This is a genomic window from Eggerthella sinensis, from assembly GCF_003339815.1.
Lineage (GTDB): Bacteria > Actinomycetota > Coriobacteriia > Coriobacteriales > Eggerthellaceae > Eggerthella > Eggerthella sinensis.
Genome location: NZ_PPTT01000014.1, coordinates 1 through 19,645, shown reverse-complemented (window position 1 = coordinate 19,645; position 19,645 = coordinate 1). Strand labels below are relative to the sequence as shown.

General features: G+C 66.7%; 18 protein-coding genes and 1 pseudogene. 12 read left to right on the top strand and 7 right to left on the bottom strand.

All coding sequences use genetic code 11. The features are described from left to right. Positions 1-78: 78 nt before the first annotated feature. Entirely contained in the window at positions 79-540 is a 462-nt protein-coding gene (locus tag C1876_RS09140) for a GNAT family N-acetyltransferase (protein WP_114546420.1), read from the bottom strand. 227 nt (positions 541-767) lie between these two features. Between C1876_RS09140 and C1876_RS09135 the strand changes: the two genes are divergently transcribed. Next, on the top strand, positions 768-2,057 hold the full coding sequence (locus tag C1876_RS09135; protein ID WP_244910098.1) for a hypothetical protein: 1,290 nt from the start codon (positions 768-770) through the stop codon (positions 2,055-2,057). Positions 2,058-2,109: 52 nt separating this feature from the next. Here C1876_RS09135 and C1876_RS09130 read toward each other — a convergent pair whose 3' ends face one another. From C1876_RS09130 to C1876_RS09105, 6 genes are all read right to left on the bottom strand, one after another. Next, the gene (locus tag C1876_RS09130; protein WP_114546418.1) at positions 2,110-3,354 is read right to left on the bottom strand and encodes an ABC transporter permease subunit; all 1,245 of its coding nucleotides are present in this window, start codon (positions 3,352-3,354) and stop codon (positions 2,110-2,112) included. Further along, a complete protein-coding gene (locus C1876_RS09125; protein ID WP_114546417.1) occupies positions 3,347-4,255 on the bottom strand; it encodes an ABC transporter ATP-binding protein in 909 nt (302 codons plus the stop codon). Before C1876_RS09125 ends, C1876_RS09130 begins: the two co-directional genes overlap by 8 nt. A gap of 21 nt (positions 4,256-4,276) precedes the next feature. Further along, a complete protein-coding gene (locus C1876_RS09120; protein ID WP_114546416.1) occupies positions 4,277-5,092 on the bottom strand; it encodes a hypothetical protein in 816 nt (271 codons plus the stop codon). A 4-nt stretch (positions 5,093-5,096) separates the two neighbouring features. Further along, positions 5,097-5,591, bottom strand: a complete 495-nt coding sequence (locus tag C1876_RS09115; protein ID WP_114546415.1) for an RNA polymerase sigma factor — start codon at positions 5,589-5,591, stop codon at positions 5,097-5,099. A gap of 145 nt (positions 5,592-5,736) precedes the next feature. Next, positions 5,737-6,522, bottom strand: a complete 786-nt coding sequence (locus C1876_RS09110; RefSeq protein ID WP_114546414.1) for an enoyl-CoA hydratase/isomerase family protein — start codon at positions 6,520-6,522, stop codon at positions 5,737-5,739. Positions 6,523-6,743: 221 nt separating this feature from the next. Continuing rightward, positions 6,744-7,730, bottom strand: a complete 987-nt coding sequence (locus C1876_RS09105) for a LysR family transcriptional regulator (protein ID WP_114546413.1) — start codon at positions 7,728-7,730, stop codon at positions 6,744-6,746. Positions 7,731-7,915: 185 nt separating this feature from the next. Here C1876_RS09105 and C1876_RS09100 point away from each other — a divergent pair, with 185 nt between their 5' ends. The 11 genes and pseudogenes from C1876_RS09100 to C1876_RS09050 all read left to right on the top strand — a co-directional run. After that, entirely contained in the window at positions 7,916-9,382 is a 1,467-nt protein-coding gene (locus C1876_RS09100; protein WP_158544658.1) for a sulfatase family protein, read from the top strand. Positions 9,383-9,451: 69 nt separating this feature from the next. Beyond that, positions 9,452-10,573 carry a radical SAM/SPASM domain-containing protein gene (locus tag C1876_RS09095; RefSeq protein WP_114546411.1) on the top strand — a complete coding sequence of 374 codons (1,122 nt, stop codon included), beginning with the start codon at positions 9,452-9,454 and terminating at the stop codon, positions 10,571-10,573. A gap of 58 nt (positions 10,574-10,631) precedes the next feature. Beyond that, positions 10,632-11,216 carry a chromate transporter gene (locus tag C1876_RS09090; RefSeq protein ID WP_114546410.1) on the top strand — a complete coding sequence of 195 codons (585 nt, stop codon included), beginning with the start codon at positions 10,632-10,634 and terminating at the stop codon, positions 11,214-11,216. Next, positions 11,206-11,748: a chromate transporter gene (locus C1876_RS09085; protein ID WP_114546409.1), complete on the top strand. Its 543-nt coding sequence runs from the start codon at positions 11,206-11,208 to the stop codon at positions 11,746-11,748. Before C1876_RS09090 ends, C1876_RS09085 begins: the two co-directional genes overlap by 11 nt. 172 nt (positions 11,749-11,920) lie before the next feature. Further along, on the top strand, positions 11,921-13,087 hold the full coding sequence (locus C1876_RS09080; RefSeq protein WP_114546408.1) for a CaiB/BaiF CoA transferase family protein: 1,167 nt from the start codon (positions 11,921-11,923) through the stop codon (positions 13,085-13,087). A 15-nt stretch (positions 13,088-13,102) separates the two neighbouring features. Next, the gene (locus tag C1876_RS09075; protein ID WP_114546407.1) at positions 13,103-14,356 is read left to right on the top strand and encodes a 2-hydroxyacyl-CoA dehydratase subunit D; all 1,254 of its coding nucleotides are present in this window, start codon (positions 13,103-13,105) and stop codon (positions 14,354-14,356) included. Between the two features lie 3 nt (positions 14,357-14,359). After that, the gene (locus C1876_RS09070) at positions 14,360-15,490 is read left to right on the top strand and encodes a 2-hydroxyacyl-CoA dehydratase subunit D (RefSeq protein WP_114546406.1); all 1,131 of its coding nucleotides are present in this window, start codon (positions 14,360-14,362) and stop codon (positions 15,488-15,490) included. 14 nt (positions 15,491-15,504) lie between these two features. Further along, positions 15,505-16,299: an acyl-CoA dehydratase activase gene (locus C1876_RS09065; protein WP_114546405.1), complete on the top strand. Its 795-nt coding sequence runs from the start codon at positions 15,505-15,507 to the stop codon at positions 16,297-16,299. A gap of 69 nt (positions 16,300-16,368) precedes the next feature. After that, on the top strand, positions 16,369-17,517 hold the full coding sequence (locus tag C1876_RS09060; RefSeq protein WP_114546479.1) for an acyl-CoA dehydrogenase family protein: 1,149 nt from the start codon (positions 16,369-16,371) through the stop codon (positions 17,515-17,517). 90 nt (positions 17,518-17,607) lie between these two features. Then, positions 17,608-19,191 (top strand): class I adenylate-forming enzyme family protein, encoded by a 1,584-nt coding sequence (locus C1876_RS09055; RefSeq protein WP_114546404.1) that lies wholly within the window; start codon positions 17,608-17,610, stop codon positions 19,189-19,191. Positions 19,192-19,446: 255 nt separating this feature from the next. Next, a pseudogene (locus tag C1876_RS09050) lies at positions 19,447-19,645 on the top strand (electron transfer flavoprotein); the annotation flags it as partial.

Here is a 19,645-nt window from a genome sequence, read left to right as displayed (position 1 = left end):
TGGAAAACCGCTGGAACCGCGCTCGATTCCGCGCACGGAGAGCCTGAACCCGGTTCTCGCGCACGCCTTTAGCGCGCGTCAGCTCTTCGGGCACCCCGCGCCGTAGAGGCGGATGGGCGCGCCTTCGTTGTCGGTCGCCATGCAGAGGAACTCCCAGCCGCAGCGTTCGTACAGCCGCTCGTGGTCGGTGACGAGGTACAGGCGATCGCAGCCGCGCGCTCCCATGTCGCGCCGTGCGAAATCGAGCAGCCGACGTGCGATCCCCTCGCCGCGCCGCGCCGGCTCCACGTAGAGCGCGCAGAGGTTGGGCGCGAGGTCGGGCCGGTCGTGGAAATCGTTCTCGATGATGCCGCAGCCGGCCACGATGGCTCCGTCGTCGTCCAGCACCGCGTACCATTGCGGCACGTCGCCGGGGTGCTCCGCGCAGGCGGTCATGCTCGCGCGGTACGCTTCGGCGGGCACGTCCCAACGCTCGGCGAACCAGGCGGCCGCCCGGTCGAGCAGGTCGGGCCGTTCGCGCAGGCAGGTGATCGGGTTCATGCGGGCTTCCTTTCGGTCGTGGTTCCCAGCGGACGGTCGCCGCGTGCCAGGGCGTCGTCCACCTGCTCGGGCGGAGAACCCTCGTCTTCGGCGCGCATCCTCTCCCTGTTCGCTCCCATTATCGCCCGAAAGGCGCGAGAGCGCCAACGTCGGGGCGCCCCGTTCGGGCGGCGGTTGACCACCCGTTGCTTGTCCGCGTCGCGCAGCGGCCATACACTGAATGCATGATGAGAGCCCTCAGAGACATCGAACCCGCCGTCCGCGCCGCTTTCGCGCGCCTGGGCGCCTGGTCGGCGCGGCCCTTCCAGAGCCTGTACCGTTGGGCCGTGCCGCTCGCGCTCGTGGCGGCGCTGTGCTTCGCGCTGCCGCCGGGCGCGGGGTTCGTCGTGTTCGCGCCCTTCGCCGCCGCGTTCGCGCTCAAGGCGGTGCGCGTGTCGCGGCGCATCCACCGCCTCGCGTACGTGACGCTCGTCGTGGACGAGGACGGCCGTGCGACGCTCGACACCGAGGCCGACCGCCTGCAACGCGCTTGGGTGCTGGGGTGCGTGGCCATCGTGGCGCTGTCGTGCGCGCTGTTGGCCTCGCGCGCCGCCTTCGCCTTCGTGCCGGGCCTCGAGCCGTCGGGCTCCATCGCGCTGTACCTGGGATTCGCCTCGGTGCTCGTGGGCGGCTTCCTGCTGTGCTACTACGGCGCGCTCAGGCTCGACAGCGCGCTGCTGCGCGGGCTTGCCAGCGTCACGGTCACGCTGCCGGCGTTCTTCGTCATCGTCGCGCTGCTGAGCGTGCTCCTCTCCTGGGGCATGCGCATCGTGGCGGCCCTCGGCCTGTCGGCCGAGTCGATGATCGCCGACGGCTTCGCCTGGGTCTACGACGTGCAGCGCGTGCTGGGCTCGGCCACCACCTACTTCGTGCAGCAGGACGCGGTGGTCATCGGGGGCTCCATCGTGTTCGCGGCGGTGCTGCTGCTGGCCTACGCCTACACGGTGCCGTACTACTGGATGGCCAGCGTCGCGCGCTGGTTCAAGGGCCTCGGCCTGGCGGCGGTCGTGTTCTCGGGCGCGGCCATCGTGTTCGCAGGTGCCTGGGTGGTGGACGTGCAGCGCTGGGCCGCCGAGAGCGAGAGCGGCCAGTTCGCGCACGCCATCGACGCCGAGGTGCTCAGCAGCCAGGCGCAGACGCTCGCAGGCTACCGCACCGACGACCTCATCGCCCTCGTCAAGGCCTTCGTGCTGCCCTACACGGTGGGCGTGTTCGTGGCGAACGCCGTGGTGGCGTACCGCAAGGCGAAGGCGAAGCGCACGAGCGACGCCATCCTCGACGGCTTCGCCCGCACGGGCACCGTCGACGAGGACCGGCTTCCCGAGCAGGAGAAGCGCTACCTGTTCTACGGCGGCCGGCGCACATTGTGGGACATCGCCCTGCGCTCCATCGGCCACGACGTCTCGCTTCCGCACCCCTTCGCCCCGCGCAAGCTCACCTGGAAGGAACGCCTCACCGGCGAGCTGGAAGACGCCTAGGCGAAGGCCGCACCCCGCCCGCGCCCCGCGCACCCCGCTCGCACCCCGCATCTCAGGAAACCTGGTGCCTCCTGAACGACCATGCGGCCAGCGGCACGCACAGCGCGATCACCGCCACCTGCACGACCACCGCCATGGTCTGCAGGTCGAGCACGAGCGTCCCGAAGGGATACGATACGAGCGCGTTGAACAGGTTCGTGAAGTCGATGCTGTTCATGGGCGCCAGGTACAGCAGATGGTTCACGATGCCGAACGGCGTCTTGGGCAGGAATCCGGGAAGGACGACCACGGCGGCCGCGATGGCGAAGATGGACAGCGGCGACTTCATCCTGGCCGACAGCAGCAGCGTGAGCGCCGTCAAGCCGAGCGTGACCAGGTAGCCGATTCCCAGGCAGATGCCCACCGCCTGGGACATGGTCACGTCGTAGGGGATCGCGAGCCCGTTGAGCTGCACGGGCAAGTCGGCGCCGGCGGCGCCGTAGCAGGCGAGCGGGATGCCCACCGCCACCGCCGCGTTGGTGGCGAACACGGCGGTGGCGAACGCAAACGCCGCGATGATCTTGGCCGCAACCAGCTTGCTCTTGCCGTAGCGCGTCGACAGGATCACCGCGTCGGTTCGATCCTGGTACTCGGCTGCGAACACGGGGGCGATGCCGATGCAGACGGCGACGATGCCGAAGAACAGGAAGTTGATGCAGTCGAGGATGCCGCTCCAGCCTCCCGCGTAGCCGTACGCGACGGGCGTCGGCACCGCGTGCAGCTTCTCGGTCCACAGCGCCCGCTCGGCGTCGCTGTAGGTCCACGAGCCGTTCATGCCCTCGTCCAGCTGGCGCTCGAGCCGCTTCTCGCGCGCGCCGTACAGATCGTCGGCGCCCGAGGAGGCGACGCGGGACGCCACGACGCCGGTCGGTTCGTAGCCGTTCATCGACGGCGTGAGGATGAGGTGCAGGTAGCTGCCGTTGGCCGCGTCGAAGCGGGTGAATTCGGCGCGGGCCTGCTCGTCGGTTTCGACGGATTCCAGCACGTCGCCCTTCTCGTCGAAGAACCGCGCATAGCTCGCGACAGCCTCTGCGGCGGCCTCGTCGGTGAGGGGCCCTTCCAGCGCTTCGGCGTAGCTTCGGTTCTGCTCGATGGCCGCGAATCCGCCGAGCTGCCGGCCCTGCTCGTCGAAGGCCACCTGCTGGAAAACGTTCAGCCCGAACACGAGCGCGGTCAGCGCGAACAGCGCGAGCACCGAGACGCGCGTCACCTTGCGGGCGACGATCTTCTTGAGTTCGAACACGACGAGATCACGCATGACGGCCTCCTTGCCGGTGCGCCGTCGGCATCGGCGCTTCGTCTCGGAACAGGTGCAGGTACAGATCCTCGAGCGTGGGCGCAAGGGGTTCGGCGCCCGCGATGGGCGGTCGGTCGCTCACCACGCGCAGCACGGCGCCGCCCGTCGCGTCGTAGTGCATGTTGCTCACGCACAGCCGCGCCGCCATCTCGTCGGCCGCGCGCGCGTCGACGCGACACTCCCATACCTTGCCGCGCACCTGCTCGACGATGCGCGCCGGGGTGCCGTCGAGCACGAAGGCGCCCTTCTTCATGACGAGTATCTCGTCGGCGATGCACTCGACGTCCGACACGATGTGCGTGGAGAGGATGACGATCTTGTCCTGCGAGAAGCTCGAGATCAGGTTGCGGAAGCGCACGCGCTCTTTCGGGTCGAGCCCGGCGGTGGGCTCGTCGAGCACGAGCACGGCCGGCTCGTTGACGGCGGCCTGCGCGATGCCGAGGCGCTGCTTCATGCCGCCCGAGAACGTCTTGATCTTCGACTTCGCCACGTCCTGCAATCCCACCAGCTCCAGCAGCTCCCATGTCCGCCGCTGCGCGAGCGGCCGCCTGAGGCCCTTGAGCGCTGCGAGGTACAGCATGAAGTCGAGCGCGGTGAAATCGGGGTAGTAGCCGAAGTCCTGCGGAAGGTAGCCCAGCTTGGTGCGGTACGACTCCCCGAGGCGCGCGATGTCGCGCCCGTCGAAGAGCAGCTGTCCGGACGTGGGGCTGAGCACGTCGCAGATCATGCGCATGAGGGTGGTTTTGCCGGCTCCGTTCGCCCCGAGCAGCCCGTAGACCCCCGGCGTGAAAACGGCCGACACGCGATCGACGGCAATCGTGCTGCCGAACTGCTTGCTCAAGCGGTCGAGTTTCAATTCCATGCGATGCTCCTTACGTGGCTCTCATCGGGCGTTCGGTTGGTGCTGCAGGTGGTCGAGTCCGAACTCGACGCGCCTGAGGTAGCTTCTCGCCTGCGAGAAGGTCGCGGCGACGACGATGCAGAACAGCGCGATCCACACCCAGAGGGAAACGGACAGGTAGAGCTTCGGCAGCGCTTGCCACAGGAGCATCGCCGCCAACGCCGCCGAGGCGGTCAGCGTGACGCAGAGCTGCGTGCCGATGCGGCCCCTCGTATGGTTCACGATCCACAGGCAGCCGGCGCAGGAGGCGAAGTACGGGATGCAGGCGAACAGGAACACGTCGGCGGGCTGCAGGGTTCCCAGGGCGGGGGCGGCCAGCATCGCGCAGGTGAGCATGACGATGTCCGAAAGGCCCAGGATCACGAAGCGCGCCAGCACCGTGTGGCGGCAGTCGAACCGGCAGGCGTACTCCAGCTCGGCCATGCCGTGATCGCTGCTCTTGAGCAGCTCCGGCAACCCGACGGCCACCGTGAGCGCCGCGATGGCCGCGATGGCGGGCGCGGCCTCCAATCCCGCGCGGTACCAGGCGCACACGGCGAACGCGGCGGCCAGCAGCGCGGCTTGCGCGGCCCACACCCTGCCGCTCACGAAGCGCACCTGCCCCATGACGAAGCGCGGGAACGAGGCGAAGGCCCCGGCGCGTGCATCGCCCAGGGCGGCGAGCGCGTGCGCGTCGGCCTCGTCGGCCGCGGCGGCCGCGACGAGGGCCAGGGCCGCCGCCTTGGCGGCCTCGTCGGGTTCCGGGCGGTTCTCGTCGAAATGGGCTTGCAGGGCCCGTTTCAGGTCGCGATCGTTCATGGTCTCACCTCTGTCCTCGTTCGGCCAGCGTCATCTGGTGTCGCAGATCCGCGAGCGCGCTTTTCAGCTTTCGGGCCACGGCGAAGCGCGAAAGCCCCGTGACCGCGCCGATTTCCACCGTCGTCAGGCCCTGGTCGTACTTCAAGGCGATGATCTCCCGCTCGTCGTCGGGCAGCTTGGAGATCATATCGGCCAGCTCGAGCCCGCAGCTCTCGGGGCGGGGGTCGGCCGTCTGCTCGTCGAGCGGAACCTGGGCGCGCCGCGCGCGGAAGCTGTCGGCGCAGACGTTGCGCGCGATGACCAGCAGGTAGGCCAGCGGCTTGCCGCGCTCGGAGTAGCGATGCTGGTTGCGCACGAAGCGGAGGAACACCTCCTGGGTCGCATCCTGCGCGTCCTCGCGCGAGCCGCTGTGCCGGTAGCAGTAGCGGTACACGTCGTCGTAATGCCGCAGCGCCAAGCGCTCCGCATCCGACGCGTCGTCGTATGGTCGTGGGCTCAAGCTTTTCACCTCCTGACGCCTATAACGCGCTGCGAGCGGCAAACGAGCGCTTCTCGCAGAAAAAAGTTCGCTCGCGACTATACAAAAAAAGAACCCCGGGCGTACCCGGGGTTCTTCGGAAGCGCGGCGACGTTGTCGCGAGAAGCTACTTGCCCTGCCACATCGGCGTGCGCTTCTCGACGAAGGCGGCCGGGCCCTCGATGCCGTCGGCGGTCTTCTCGAGGAAGCGGTAGGCGGCGTCGGAGTAGCGCATGGCGTCCTCTTCGGACATCTGGTCGGCGGCGTGCACGATGTACTTCGTCCACTTCAGGGCCAGCGGCGCGTTCTTCAGGCACTGCTCGGCCAGCTCGATGGCCTTGTCCATGACTTCCTCAGCCGGCACGACGTAGTTGATCAGGCCGAGCGCCTTGGCCTCGGGAGCCAGGATCTTCTTGCCGGTGAGCAGCAGCTCCATGCAGTCCTTGCGGTTCACGTCGCGGGCGAGGCGCACGAGGCCGCCCGTGGAGGCGATGATGCCGAGGCCCACTTCGGTGCAGCCGAACTTGGCGCGCTCGGAGGCGACCACCATGTCGCAGGACAGCGCGATCTCCATGCCGCCGCCGGCCGCGGAGCCGTTGCACGCCGCGATGACGGGCTTGGAGCACAGACGGGCCGTGAGGCCGCCGAAGCCGTGCTCGGTCACGGTCTGGCACTCGCCGCCTTCGGAGAGCTCGGAGAGGTCCTCGCCGGCGCAGAACACCTTGCCGGTGCCGGTCACGATGATGGCGCGAACCGCGGGGTCGGCCTCAGCGTTGTTCATGATGTTCTCCATGGCTTTGGAGGTCTCGCCGTTGAGGGCGTTCGCCACGTCGGGACGGTTGATGCGGATGATCAGAAGGCCATCCTCGCGAAGTTCGGATACGACGGTGTCGGTACCAAAGTAATCTGCCATGCTTCCTCCTTGACGGTTTTTCTATCACGACAGGTCCCCGGGCGCGCTTCCCACACGCTCGAAAATCTGCAACCATCATAGGGATCGTCAACCATCCGACGCATCGTTAACAATGCAGTAATCGGACGATACTGAAAAACGAAGCATCGCAAAAAAAGCAGTAGAGGGGTCACTGAGGCTCGTATCGTGCCTGGTGGGGGAGCGCGCCCCGTCGCTCGACGCTATTCCAGCCCCTCGGCCTTCATGCGCTCGAGGTTCGCGTCCTCCGTCTCTCGCACGATGTCCAAGAACGATTGCAGCGCCGGCCCGTGCTTCTCGTTGCGCGTGAGCAGCGAGATCACCACGTACAGCGTCTGCTCGTGGCCGAACGGGCGCACGGCCTTGTACTTGTCGGCGAGGTAGTCGTCGGCCGACGTGAAGCCGGTGCGCTGCGTGGCGTCGAGGAAGACCACCCCGTCGCCGTAATCGCGCATCCAGAAGTCGCGGTTGTTGCTGACCGTGACGAACTCGATTTGCGGCAGGAAGCCCTCGCGCAGGCACAGCGAGCGGAAATCGTGGATGAAGGCGTCGTAGTTGCGGTTCGCGATGATGAAGAACCGCTGATTGGCGAAGTCCTTCAGGCGCAGGCGCTTGTCCTGCGCGAGCAGCGGGGAGCCCTTCGGCACGCCGAGGCGGAACTGCCCGAGGGAACCGTAGAGGGGCTGCATGCGCACGGTGCCCGGCATGTCGACGGGCGGCTGGAACGGCGATTCGGTGATGTTGAACTGGAAGCCGACGTCGATGGTGCCGGCTTCGAGCGCCTCGCGCGAGGTCTGGTGCGTCTTGCACTTCACCGTCTCGAACGTGATGTTGGGGTAGCGCTCGCGCACGGCTTTCTTGACGTCCTGCGAGCGCAGCGAAAGGTGCTCGAAGAACGTGAGGTCCTGGATGCGCACGAGCTCGGGCTTCTGGTGCTTGAGGCCCTCGAGGCGCAGCTGCATGGTCTCGGTCTGCGACACGACGCTGCTCGCGTACTCCATGGCGATGCGCCCGGCTTCGGTGAGGATGAGCGGGCGCTCGTCGAAGAACAGCTTGTAGCCGATCTGCTTCTCGAAGGCGGCGATGTGCTTGGAAAGCGTCGGCTGGGAGAGATAGAGCGCCTTGGCGGCGCCGGTGAAGCTGCCGTACTGCACGACGGCGATGAACTCGCGGAGCGTCTCGATCTGCATGCTTTCCTCTCAGACGGGGAACACCTGAAAGTCTACTATGCCCACCGGAATAAATCTATTCCCATTGCGAAGCTGCACCATTCGAATTGCACGCATCCCCTGTCCAAATGGCTATTTCTCCTATGCATCCGCGCCCGTTTAGGATGGATCGCGCCACAAGGCACCTCAGGAGAAAGGGGAACTACATGAAGCCAGCGAACACCCTCGTCATCTGCTGCGACCAGCATAACCCGGAGATCACCGGCTGCTACGGCAACGCGAAGGTGCATACGCCCAACCTCGATGCGCTCGCCCGCGAGGGCACCGTGTTCGATTGCGCGTACACCTCCACCCCCATCTGCGTGCCCGCCCGCGCCTCGCTGGCGTGCGGCGACTACGCGCATCGCCACGGATACTGGGACAACGCCCACCCGTTCACGGGCGACGAGATGTCGTGGGGCCGTCGCTTGAAGGAGGCCGGCGTGTCGGTGTCCACCATCGGCAAGCTGCACTTCAAGGACGATTCCGAGCACACGTTCCCCGGCCAGCGCATCCCGCTCAACGCCAAGGGAGGCGTGGGCGACATGATGACCGCCGCGCGCAACAGCGGCACGGGTACGACGAGGTTGCGCGAGCATGTCCAGCACGCGGGCGCCGGCGATTCCGACTACCTGCACTACGACCGCAACATCGCCGAGCACGCCGCGCGGTACCTCAAGGAGGAGGCCACGGCGGCCGAGGGTCCGTGGTGTCTGTACGTGGGCTTCGTGACGCCGCACTATCCGCTGATCGCGCCCGAGGATATCCTCGATCTGTACAAGCCGTTCGACCAGTTCCCCATCCCCGAGCAGTGGTACGACCCTTCCAGCCTGCACCCCGCCGTCCAGGCGTACAAGGAGCGCGTGCAGATGGACGAGCACGTGACGCCCGAGGAGCTGCAGCGCGCCATCGCTACCTACTACGCCATGGTCACGTTCCTCGACCAGCAGGTGGGCGTCGTGATGAACGCTCTGGAAGAGGCCGGCCTCAAGGACACCACCCGCGTCATCTATCTGGACGACCACGGCGATTCCGCCGGCGACCACGGCATCTTCTTCAAATCGAACATGTACGAGGGCTCCGTGCGCATCCCGCTCATCGCCGCGGGTCCCGACATCCCGGTCGGCACGCGCACGAGCGCCCCGGCGTCCATCCTCGACATCTATCCCACGCTCATGGACTTCCACGGCGTCGAGACGACCGACGAGGAGCGGGCGCTGCCCGGCGTCTCCCTCATGAAGACCATCGACGGCGAGAACGATCCCGACCGCGTCGTCTTCAGCGAGTACCACTGCTCCGGCTGGCGCTCGAGCATCTTCATGGTGCGCAAGGGCGCGTGGAAGCTCGTCAAGTACATGACCTACGACACGTGCTCGCTGTTCAACCTCGAGGACGATCCTCGGGAGATGAACGACCTCGGGGCCGACCCCGCGCACGCCGGCAAGGTGGCCGAGCTGTTGGCCGACCTCGAGGAAATCTGCGACACCGAGCAGGTCACGGCGCAGTCGTTCGCCGACCAGAAGGCGCTGCTCGATTCCGCCGGCGGGCTCAAGGCCGTGGCCGCGCGCGGCCTCACGCCGTTCAGCGCCGTGCCCGAGGGGCTGGGCATGGACGATGGGAAGAGCGCTCGTTAGAAAGCACGTTTCGGGGGCGGCCCGGCTGCAGGCCGCCCCGCACCGGATGAGAAGGGGGTCGAATCCGCCATGCCGTCAATCACCGTGATGCTGAAGCCGGCTTCGGGGCTGTGCACCATGCGCTGCACGTACTGCTTCTACGCCGACGAGGTGGCCGCGCGGCGCGTTCCCTGCTGCGGCGTCATGAGCGAGGACGTGCTGCGCGGCGTGCTCGCGCGGGTGCTCGATTACGCCACGGACCGCTGCACCATCGCGTTTCAGGGCGGCGAGCCCACCTTGGCGGGACTGCCCTTCTACCGGCGCCTCATCGAGCTCGAGCGCGAGCTCAACGAGCACGGGGCCGCCATCTCCCATGCGCTGCAGACGAACGGCTGCGATCTGGACGACGAGTGGGCCGCGTTCTTCGCCGAGCACGACTTCCTCGTGGGCGTCTCGCTCGACGGCGATCGGGACATCCACGACGCCAATCGCGTGGATGTCGAGGGGAGGGGCACGTTCGATCGCGTCATGGCGTCCATCGGCCTGCTGAAGAAGCACGGCGTGCGGTTCAACATCCTGTCGGTGGTCACGGAGCAGAGCGCGCGCCGCACGCAGAGCACCGGGCGCTTCTTCGAGCGCCGAGGCCTCGACTTCCAGCAGTACATACCCTGCCTCGATCCTTTGGACGAAGAGCCCGGCGGCCACGCGTGGTCGCTCACGTCCGACGGGTTCGAGCAGCACCTCAAGACGAGCTTCGACCAGTGGTACCGGGCGGCGCAGCGCGGCGAGCTGCGCTACCACCGCTTCTTCGTCAACCTGCTCAACCTCATGGACGGGCAGCGGCCTGAGGCGTGCGATCTGTGCGGCGCGTGCAGCCGCCAGCTCGTGGTGGAGGCCGACGGCAGCGTGTATCCCTGCGATTTCTACATGCGGGACGAGTATCGGCTGGGCAATCTCGCCACCGACACGCTCGACGAGATCGAGCGCGCCCGCGACGAGCTGGGGTTCGTGCAAGCATCGGCGGCCCTCAAGGCGTCATGCGCCGGCTGCGCGTGGGAGCGCTTGTGCCGCGGCGGCTGCCGCCGCTACTGGGAGCCGTTGGGGGGTGAGGCGCAGGCTCCCCGAAACCGCTTCTGCGACGCGTACAAAAGCTTCTTCGCGTACGCCTATCCGAAACTCAGCTGCCTGTTGGGGCAGCTCAGGGGAAAGTAACGAACACGAGCGCTCCGCCTGCGGGGCGCACGAGAGAGATCAAAGGAGGGTGTTGCATATGAAAACGATCCTGCAATTGTACGGGATATTCTTCAAAATCGGCCTGTTCACGCTCGGCGGGGGCAGCGCGGTCATCCCGGTCGTGCTGAAGGAGGCGACGTCGCGCGCGTGGTTGACGCGCGAGCAGTTCCTCGACGCCATCGGCCTCATCAACTGCCTGCCGGGGCCCATTTCCACCAACGTCTCGACGTTCACCGGCTACCAGGTGAAGCGGGTGCCGGGCGCGCTGGCGGCTCTGCTCGGCGTCATCACGCCGTCCATCGTCATCGTCATCCTGCTGACGATGCTGTTCCAACAGATCATGGACTATCCGGTCGTGCAGGCCGTGTTCAACGGCATCCGTCCCGCGGTGGTGGCCATCGTTTTGAACGCCATCTACCTGTTGGCCAAACCCGCCCAGCTCAACAAGTACTTCAACTGGTTCGTGGCGCTTATCGGGTTCGCCGGTATCGCGCTGTTCGACATCCATCCGGTCATCCTGGTCGTCGCTGCCGCTCTGTACGGGCTCTTCCTCCGCGATCGCGTCGTGAAGGCGATGGACGGGCGCGCGACCAAGAAGGGGGGCGATTCCCATGCTGCTTAGCCTTATCCTGTCGTTCCTGCAAATCGGCGCGTTCGCCTTCGGCGGAGGCTACGCGGTGCTGGCCTTCATCCAGAAGGAGATCATCGTCGCCCAGCAGCTCATCACGCCCGAGGTGTTCGTGAACCTCGTCGCCATCGCCCAGATGACGCCCGGCTCCATGGCCGTCAACGCCTCGGCCGCCATCGGCTACACGCTGTGCGGCATCCCCGGCGGCATCCTGTGCCCCATCGCCACCATGGCCATTCCGTTCGTCCTCGCGCTCGCCATCTCGGTGTTCTACGACAAGCTCAAGGACAACGTCACCGTGCGCAAGGCCTTCGCCGGCATCCGCCCGCTGGCCATCGGCATCGTGGCGGCCGCCTGCCTGTCCGTCGCGCAGACCGCCCTCACGAGCCTTTCGAGCATCCTGTTCGTGGCCGTGGGCCTGTTCCTCGTCGCCAAGCTCAAGACCACGCCCATCCTCACCGTCGTCATCTGCGGCGCGCTGGGCGGCGTCGTGTACACGGTGTTCCCCGTGTTGAGCACCATCTAGGCGGCGTGCCTGCGCCTATGCCGAATCGCATCGGGGGGTATGCCGCGGAGGCGGCCCCGCGATGCGGATCGGCGCCGGGGCGCGAGCGAATCGGTATTTCTCCCATGCAGGGCCGAGTGCCTAGCATGGGGTATGCAGAAAAAGAAACCTCGTCAAAAGGAAAGGGATAGCTATGAAACCTTTGGAAGGCGTCACGGTCGTCGAGCTGAGCAGCTACTTCGCCGTGCCAGCATGCGGGAGGGTGCTGGCCACGCAAGGCGCCCGCGTCATCAAGGTGGAACCGCCGAAGGGCGACGTGCAGCGCTTCTTCGCCACGCCGTTCGGCGTGCCGTGCTCGAACGAGGAGAACATGCTGTTCGACACCATCAACGGCGGCAAGGACTTCGTGAGCCTCGACTTGCGCGATCCCGAGGACATGCAGCGCTTCCATCAGCTGCTCGGGCAGGCCGATGTCTTCTTGACGAACAACCGCACCAAGGCGCTCGCCAAGATGGGCCTCGACTACGACAGCCTCAAGGGGCGCTACCCGCGCCTCGTGTGCGCCACGTTCTCGGGCTACGGCGACAAGGGCGCCATGAAGGACGCGCCGGGCTTCGACCTCGTGGCCCTGTTCGCCGAGACCGGCTTCTCGAAGGGCATGATGGTGGAAACCGAGAAGTCCTACCCGATGGGCGCCGCCTACGGCTTCGGCGACATCGCGTGCGGCACGATGCTGGCCGGCGCCATCGGCACCGCGCTGTACCGCCGCGCGAAGACGGGGGAGGGCGACTACGTCACCTCCTCGCTGTACGGCACGGGCGTGTGGCTCACCTCCATCCTCTCGGCCCTCAACGTGAACGGCTACGAGTACCCGCGCACCCGCCAGACGTGCCCGCCGAACTCCTCGCCGTACCGCACGCGCGACGGCGAGTGGGTGTCCATCACCATCAACGAGTACGACCGCTACTGGGGCCCGCTGTGCACGGCGCTCGGCATCCCCGAGCTCATCGACGACGAGCGCTACAACACCAAGATGGCCATCCACGACCCGCAGAACAAGATCGAGGCGCTCGACCACCTCGAGCGGGCGTTCGCGCAGTTCGACGCCGATGACATCGTGCAGCGCCTGCGCGCGGCCGACATCGTGGTGACGAAGCTCGCCGACTTCAAGGACAACCACGAGAACCCCCAGGCGCTCGAGAACCGCTTCATGGCCCCCATCACCTATCCCAACGGCAAGCAGACCACGCTCGGCCAGCCGCCCATCCGCTTCAACGGCATGGACGAGCCCGAGGCCGCGCAGGGCAAGCCCATCGGCGCGGACAACGCCAAGGTGTTCCAGGAATTCGGCATCGAGTAGAGAGGGAGCACGACTATGACCACTGAAGAAAAGGCCCCGGAGCAGGCCCCCGAGAAGCCCAAGCACGTCCCGGCTATCAAGGTGCTCGCCCAGCTTTCCGAGAAGATGTACGAGCAGGCCTACGAGGCGAAGGAGCGCGGCGAGATGGTGGGCTGGTGCTCGTCGAACTTCCCGCCGGAGATCGCCGAGACGTTCGGGCTGCACGTGGTGTACCCCGAAAGCCAGGCGGCCGCCATCTCGGCGAAGGGCGGCAGCCTGCCCCTCATCGAGCACGCCGAGGGCGAGCTTGGGTTCTCCAACGACATCTGCGCCTACGCGCGCATCAACCTCGCCTACGCCGATCTGGGCGCATGCCCGAACGGCGAGCGCGACATGCCCCTGCCCGACTTCGTGCTGGGCGCCACGTCCATCTGCGAGACCATGATGCCCTGGTACGAGGACCTGTCCTATATGCTCGACGTGCCCATGCTGTTCTTCGACATCCCGTTCAACGACCAGCACGACGTGGACGACAAGCGCATCAAATACCTCAAGGCGCAGTACGAGTACCTCGTTGAGCAGCTGGAGAAGATCACGGGCAAGACCTGGGACGAGGAGCGTTTCCAGGAGGTGTGCGACACGTCGGTGGCCGTGAGCAAGGCGTGGCTCGAGGCCACGTCGTACGTGCAGTACGACCCCTCGCCCATGAACGGCTTCGACCTGTTCAACCACATGGCCATCGCCACCACCGCACGCCCGAAGAAGGAGTCGCTCGACGCGTTCACCTACCTCATCGACGAGTGCAGGCAGTACGTGAAAATCAACAAGTCCACGTTCAAGCCCGACGAGCAGTACCGCATCCTCTACGAGGGCATCGCGGTGTGGCCGTACCTGCGCGCCACGTCCATGCCTATGTGGGCGAACGGCGTCAACGTCACCGGCTGCGTGTACTGCCCGGCGTTCTCCGGCGTGTACGAGGACGTGGACGGATGGATGAAGGCCTGCATCGACGTGCCGAACTGCCAGAACCTCGAGCGCGCCACCGAGGCCCGCGAGAAGCTGTGCAAGGACGGCAAGTGCGACGGCGCGCTCATTCACATCAACCGCTCCTGCAAGATGTGGTCGGGCTTCATGCCCGAGATGGGCCGCCGCATCTCGCGCGACCTCAACATCCCCGTCGTCCTGTTCGACGGCGATCAGTCCGACCCGCGCAACTTCAGCGAGGCGCAGTACGAGACGCGCCTGCAGGGCCTTGTGGAAATCATGCAGAACAACAAGAAGGGGGAATAGACCATGTCGGATATCAAGGAGCTGCTGGCGCCCTTCGCCGCGGCGGCATCGAACCCGTCCGCGCAGGTCGAGCGCTACGTTGCCGAGGGCAAGCGCATCATCGGCGTGGGACCGTACTACGTGCCCGAGGAGCTCGTCCACGCCGGCGGCGGCGTGCCGTTCGGCGTGTGGGGCATGGTGGGGCCGGCCGTCGAGGCCAAGAAGTACTTCCCGCCGTTCTTCTGCTCCATCTGCCAGATGACGCTTGAGATGGGCCTCACCGGCAAGCTGGACCAGCTGTCCGGCATGATGATCACGGGGCTGTGCGACAACCTGCGGCCCTTCTCGCAGAACTGGTCGGCGGGCGTGGGGTCGAAGATCCCCATGATCTTCGTGTCGCAGCCGCAGAACCGCGCCTTCCCGGGCGGCCGCCAGTACGCCATCGACTCCTACACCGAAGTCAAGCGAGACGTGGAGGAGTGCCTCGGCACCATCATCGAGGACGACGACCTGCGCGCCTCCATCGCGCTGTACAACGAGTGGCGCGCCGCCATGCGCACGTTCGTGCAGCTGGCCGGGCAGCATCCGGCCGAGGTGTCCGTCACCGACCGCGTGAACGTGATCAACGCCGGCTACTACCTGCTCAAAGACGAGCACCTGCCCCTCGTGCGCGCGCTCAACGAGGCTTTGGCCGCGCTGCCGTCGAGCCTGGAGGGCTACAAGCCCATCGTGCTGTCGGGCATCTACGAGGACATCCCGTCCATCAGCGCCATCCTCGAGGACAACAAGTTCGCCATCGTGGCCGACGACCTCGCCAAGGAATCGCGCGCGTTCGCGCTGCAGGTTCCCGAGGAAGGCGACCCCGTCGAGGCCCTCGCCGACGGCTGGTGCGCGCTGAAGTGCGACTCGGTGCTGTTCGACCCGCACAAAGACCACTGCCGCCGCATCCCGGCCCTCGCGCAGGAGGCGGGCGCCGCGGGCGTGGTCATCCTCATGGCCAAGTTCTGCGACCCGGAGGAGTACGACGAGCCCATCACGAAGCGGGAGTGCAAGGCCGCCGGCGTGCCCGTGGTCACCATCGAGGTGGACCAGAGCACCGAGACCTACGGCCAGGCGCGCACGCAGCTCGAAACGTTCGCCGAGCTCATCGGCTAGAAAGCAGGTTCGCTATGGGAACGCGGTGGTATCTGGGCATCGACGTGGGCTCCACGGCCTCGAAGTGCGTCATCGTCGACGAGCGCGGCGAGGTGGCGGGCACGGGCCTGCACCCGAGCGGCGCCGGCACGGCCGGTCCGCAGAAGGCGCTCGCCGCAGCGTTCGACGCGCTGGGCGACGGCAGCACGATGGCAACCATGGCGGCCGTGTGCTCGACGGGCTACGGCCGGCATCTGCTCGCCGACGCCGACGAGCAGCTGTCCGAGCTGTCGTGCCACGCGAAGGGGGCGGCGCGCCTGTTCCCCGGCGTGCGCACCATCGTGGACATCGGCGGGCAGGACGCCAAGGTGCTGCGCGTCGACGAGCGCGGCCGGTTGGAGAACTTCGTCATGAACGACAAGTGCGCCGCCGGCACCGGGCGCTTCCTCGACGTGATGGCCTCCATCTTCGGCTGCACGGTGGCCGACCTGTCCGCGTACGACGCGCGGGCCGAGAAGGTGTCGCCCGTATCGTCCACGTGCACCGTGTTCGCCGAATCCGAGGTGATCTCGAAGCTGTCCCAGGGCGAGTCCATACCGAACATCGTCGCGGGCATCCACCTGTCCGTGGTCGAGCGCACCCACGGCCTCATGCGACGCGTCGGCGTGGAGCCTGGCGTGGCCATGACCGGGGGCGTGGCCCTCAACGAGGGGCTGCGCCGCCGTTTGGCCGCCCTGGCCGGGTACGACATCGTCACCTCGCCGCTTGCCCAGTACAACGGCGCGCTGGGCGCCGCCCTGTACGCCCTCGAGAAGGCGTCGGCCGCGTAGGCTCGCGCCGTCCGTTCAACCAATGCGGCCGCCCTGACGCGCGGCCGCGCCGAAGATAGGAGCATGACCATGGATTTTGCATTGACCGATGAGCAGCAGCTGCTGCTCGACAGCGTGCGCGAGCTGATGGCGCGCGGCAACTACGACGCGTACTTCAAGGAGTGCGACGCCAAAGGCGAGCTGCCGCAGAAGGCCATCGACGCCGCGGTGGAAGCCGGCTTCGCCACGCTCGGCATCCCCGAGGAGATGGGCGGCACGCCCTGCGACGAGCTGACGAAGTTCCTCGTGGCCGAAGAGGCCATCGCGCTCGGCTGGCCGTCGCTCACCTGGGTGAACCAGTCGCTCGAGGTGGACGACATCCTGAGCTTCGGCTCGCCCGAGCAGCAGAAGATCATCTGCGATCTGGGCCTCAAGGGCATCAAGCCCTTCACGTTGGGCTTCTCCGAGCCGCAGGCCGGCTCGGATTCCGCCGCGGCCACCACCACCGTCAAGCAGAAGGACGGCAAGCTGTACGTGAACGGCACCAAGACGTTCAACACGGGCGCGAACTGCTCGCCGTACATGCTGTGCGTCGTGCGCGACTTCGAGTCGGAGAACGTGACGCACGACTTCAGCATGTACCTTTTGCGCATGGACCAGCCCGGCGTGAAGATGGCCAAGCTCGACAAGATCGGCAACAACATGATGCACACCTACGAGGTGTACCTCGACGACGTGGAAGTGAGCCCGGACGACCTCGTGGGCACGAAGGGCGAGGGCTTCATCCAGCTGATGAAGAACTTCGACATCGAGCGCCTCATGAGCTGCGTCTACAACGTGGGCATGGCCCGCTGCGCCTACGACCAGGCCGCCAAGCACGCCGCCTCGCGCATCCAGTTCAACAAGCCCATCGGATCGTTCCAGCTCATCCAGGAAAAGATCACCGATATGAAGATCAAGATCGAGAACATGCAGAACATGTGCTACAAGGCCCTGTGGAAGCGCATGAACGGCCAGAGCATCTCCATCGACGCCTCGCTGGCCAAGCGCTACACCGGCCAGGCGGCCTTCGAGGTCATCGACGACGCCCTGCAGGTCATGGGCGGCATCGGCTACTGCCACGACTGCACGATCTCGCGTCTCTGGCGCGATCAGCGCGTGTACCGTATCATGGCGGGTACCGAGGAGATCATGGTGCACACGGCCGGCCGCGCGCTGGTCAAGCAGGCGAAACAGTAAGCGCGGCAGCGAGCCGCGAGGGGCTGCGCGCCCGCGACCTTCGGGGACGGGCGCGCAGGTTGGACACCGGTGCGCAAGGGGAGTGGCTACATGAACGATGCAGTGCAGAGGTTCTTCTACCGCATGCAGCAGACGCCCGAGAGGGAGGCGGTGTACGACAGCGCGGCCGGGAGGCGCTACACCTACGGCGAGCTGGGCGACCGCGCCCGGCGGCTCGCGGCGTACCTCGTCGACGAGCAGGGGCTCGCACCGGGGGACGTCGTGGGGCTTGCCGCGGAGAACTGCACGGCGTTCGTCGACGCGTTCTACGCGAGCTGCCTCACGGGCATCGTCATCACCACGTACAACTGCCGTCTGCGCGCGGTCGATCTGGCGCCGCTCGTGGAGCGCGAGCAGCCGCGCGTGGTGTTCGCGTCCGAGCGGCATCGGGCCGCCATGGAGGCGTGCGTGCGGATGGCGCGCGCGGCCTGCGTCCTCGTCTCGATCGACGGGGACGTCGCGCGCGACGGGCGCTCGGCCTACGAGCGCATCGTGGACGGCGGCGCGGACGCCTCCCGCACGGCGGACGGAAGCGCCCGCTTCGCGGCGCGCGGCGGCTTCGGCTTCGAGGACCCGCAGATGCTCGTCCATACGGGCGGCACGACGGGCCTGCCCAAATCGGCGGTGCTCAGCTTCCGCGCGGTGTTCTACAACGCCATGAGCGAGCTGCTCACCACCGGCATGACCGCGGCCGATTGCGGCGTGGTGTTCCTGCCCTTCTTCCACACGGCCGGCTGGAACTCCGCCGTGCTGCCGCTGCTGCTGGCCGGCGGCCGCATCGTGCTCACCGACACGCTCGAACCCGGCGTCCTGCTGCGCCTCATCGAGCAGGAGCGGCCCACCGTGGGCATCGCCATCGAGGCCATCTACCTCAGGCTGGCCTCGCACCCCGCCTTCGCCACGACGGACCTGTCGAGCTACGAGCGCCTCACGAACGGCGCAAGCGCCATCTCGGAGTCGACGATGATGGCGTATTGGGAGCGCGGCATCAAGATACTCAACGCCTACGGCATGACCGAGACGGGCCCGAACAACTGCTACCCGCCGGCGAACGACCTCTCGCTCGACGACGTGCGCGCGCACTGGGGGACCGTGGGCAAGCCGATGTACTTCAACGAGCTGCGTATCGTGGACGAGGACGGGCGCGAGGTGGCCGCCGGCGAGGACGGCGAGCTATGGTGGCGCGGCCCGGTCACGTTCTCCGGCTACTGGAAGGACCCGGCGGCCACCGCCGAGGTGCTCGACGAGGACGGGTGGGTGCACTCGGGCGACATCGGGCACCGCGACGCCGAGGGCTACGTGCACCTGCAAGGCCGCAAGAAGAACATGCTCATCTGCAACGGCGAGAACGTGTTTCCCATCGAGATTGAGAACGCGCTGAAGGCCCATCCGTCCGTGGAGGACTGCCGCGTCCTCGGCGTGCCCGACGGCGCGCGGGGCGAGGTGCCCAAGGCGCTCGTGCTCCTGCGCGAGGGCGCCGCTTTCGACCGGGACGCGCTCGAGCGCTTCGCCCGCGCGCGTCTGGCGTCCATCAAGGTGCCGCGCTACTACGTCGCCCTCGACGATTTCCCGCGATGCGGCATGAAAGTGAGCCTCGAAGCGCTGCGCGCCGCCCACGGATTCGCGGGGGAGTGATTCGGCGGCTTTCAGGCCGGTTTCCAAGGTTCATCTGCCCTTTCATCCGTTCTTCAAGGGTGGTGAGTGCATCGTTAAAATATGAGTAATGATGGTTTCACAGCGATTTTGCGATGACGCGAAGGTTACGGCGTCGCACACTGCAATCAACGCGCCGGGAGGCATCGTTCGCAGGGTCGAACGTGGCGATGCGAGGCACCCGGCCAGCTTCATGCAAGCACATACATAAGGCAAACGAGAAGGGAAAGGTACAGGATGAACATCGTTGCTGCTTTCAAGGTGGTTCCCGACGATCAGGATATCCAGGTGTCGGCCGACGGTTCTCTGGACTACTCCAAGGCGAAGAACACCGTGTCCGCCTACGACCTGAACGCCATTGAGGCCGCCGCTCAGCTGGCTGCCGCCAACGAGGGCTCGAAGGTGATCGCCATGACCGTGGGAGGCGCCGACATCG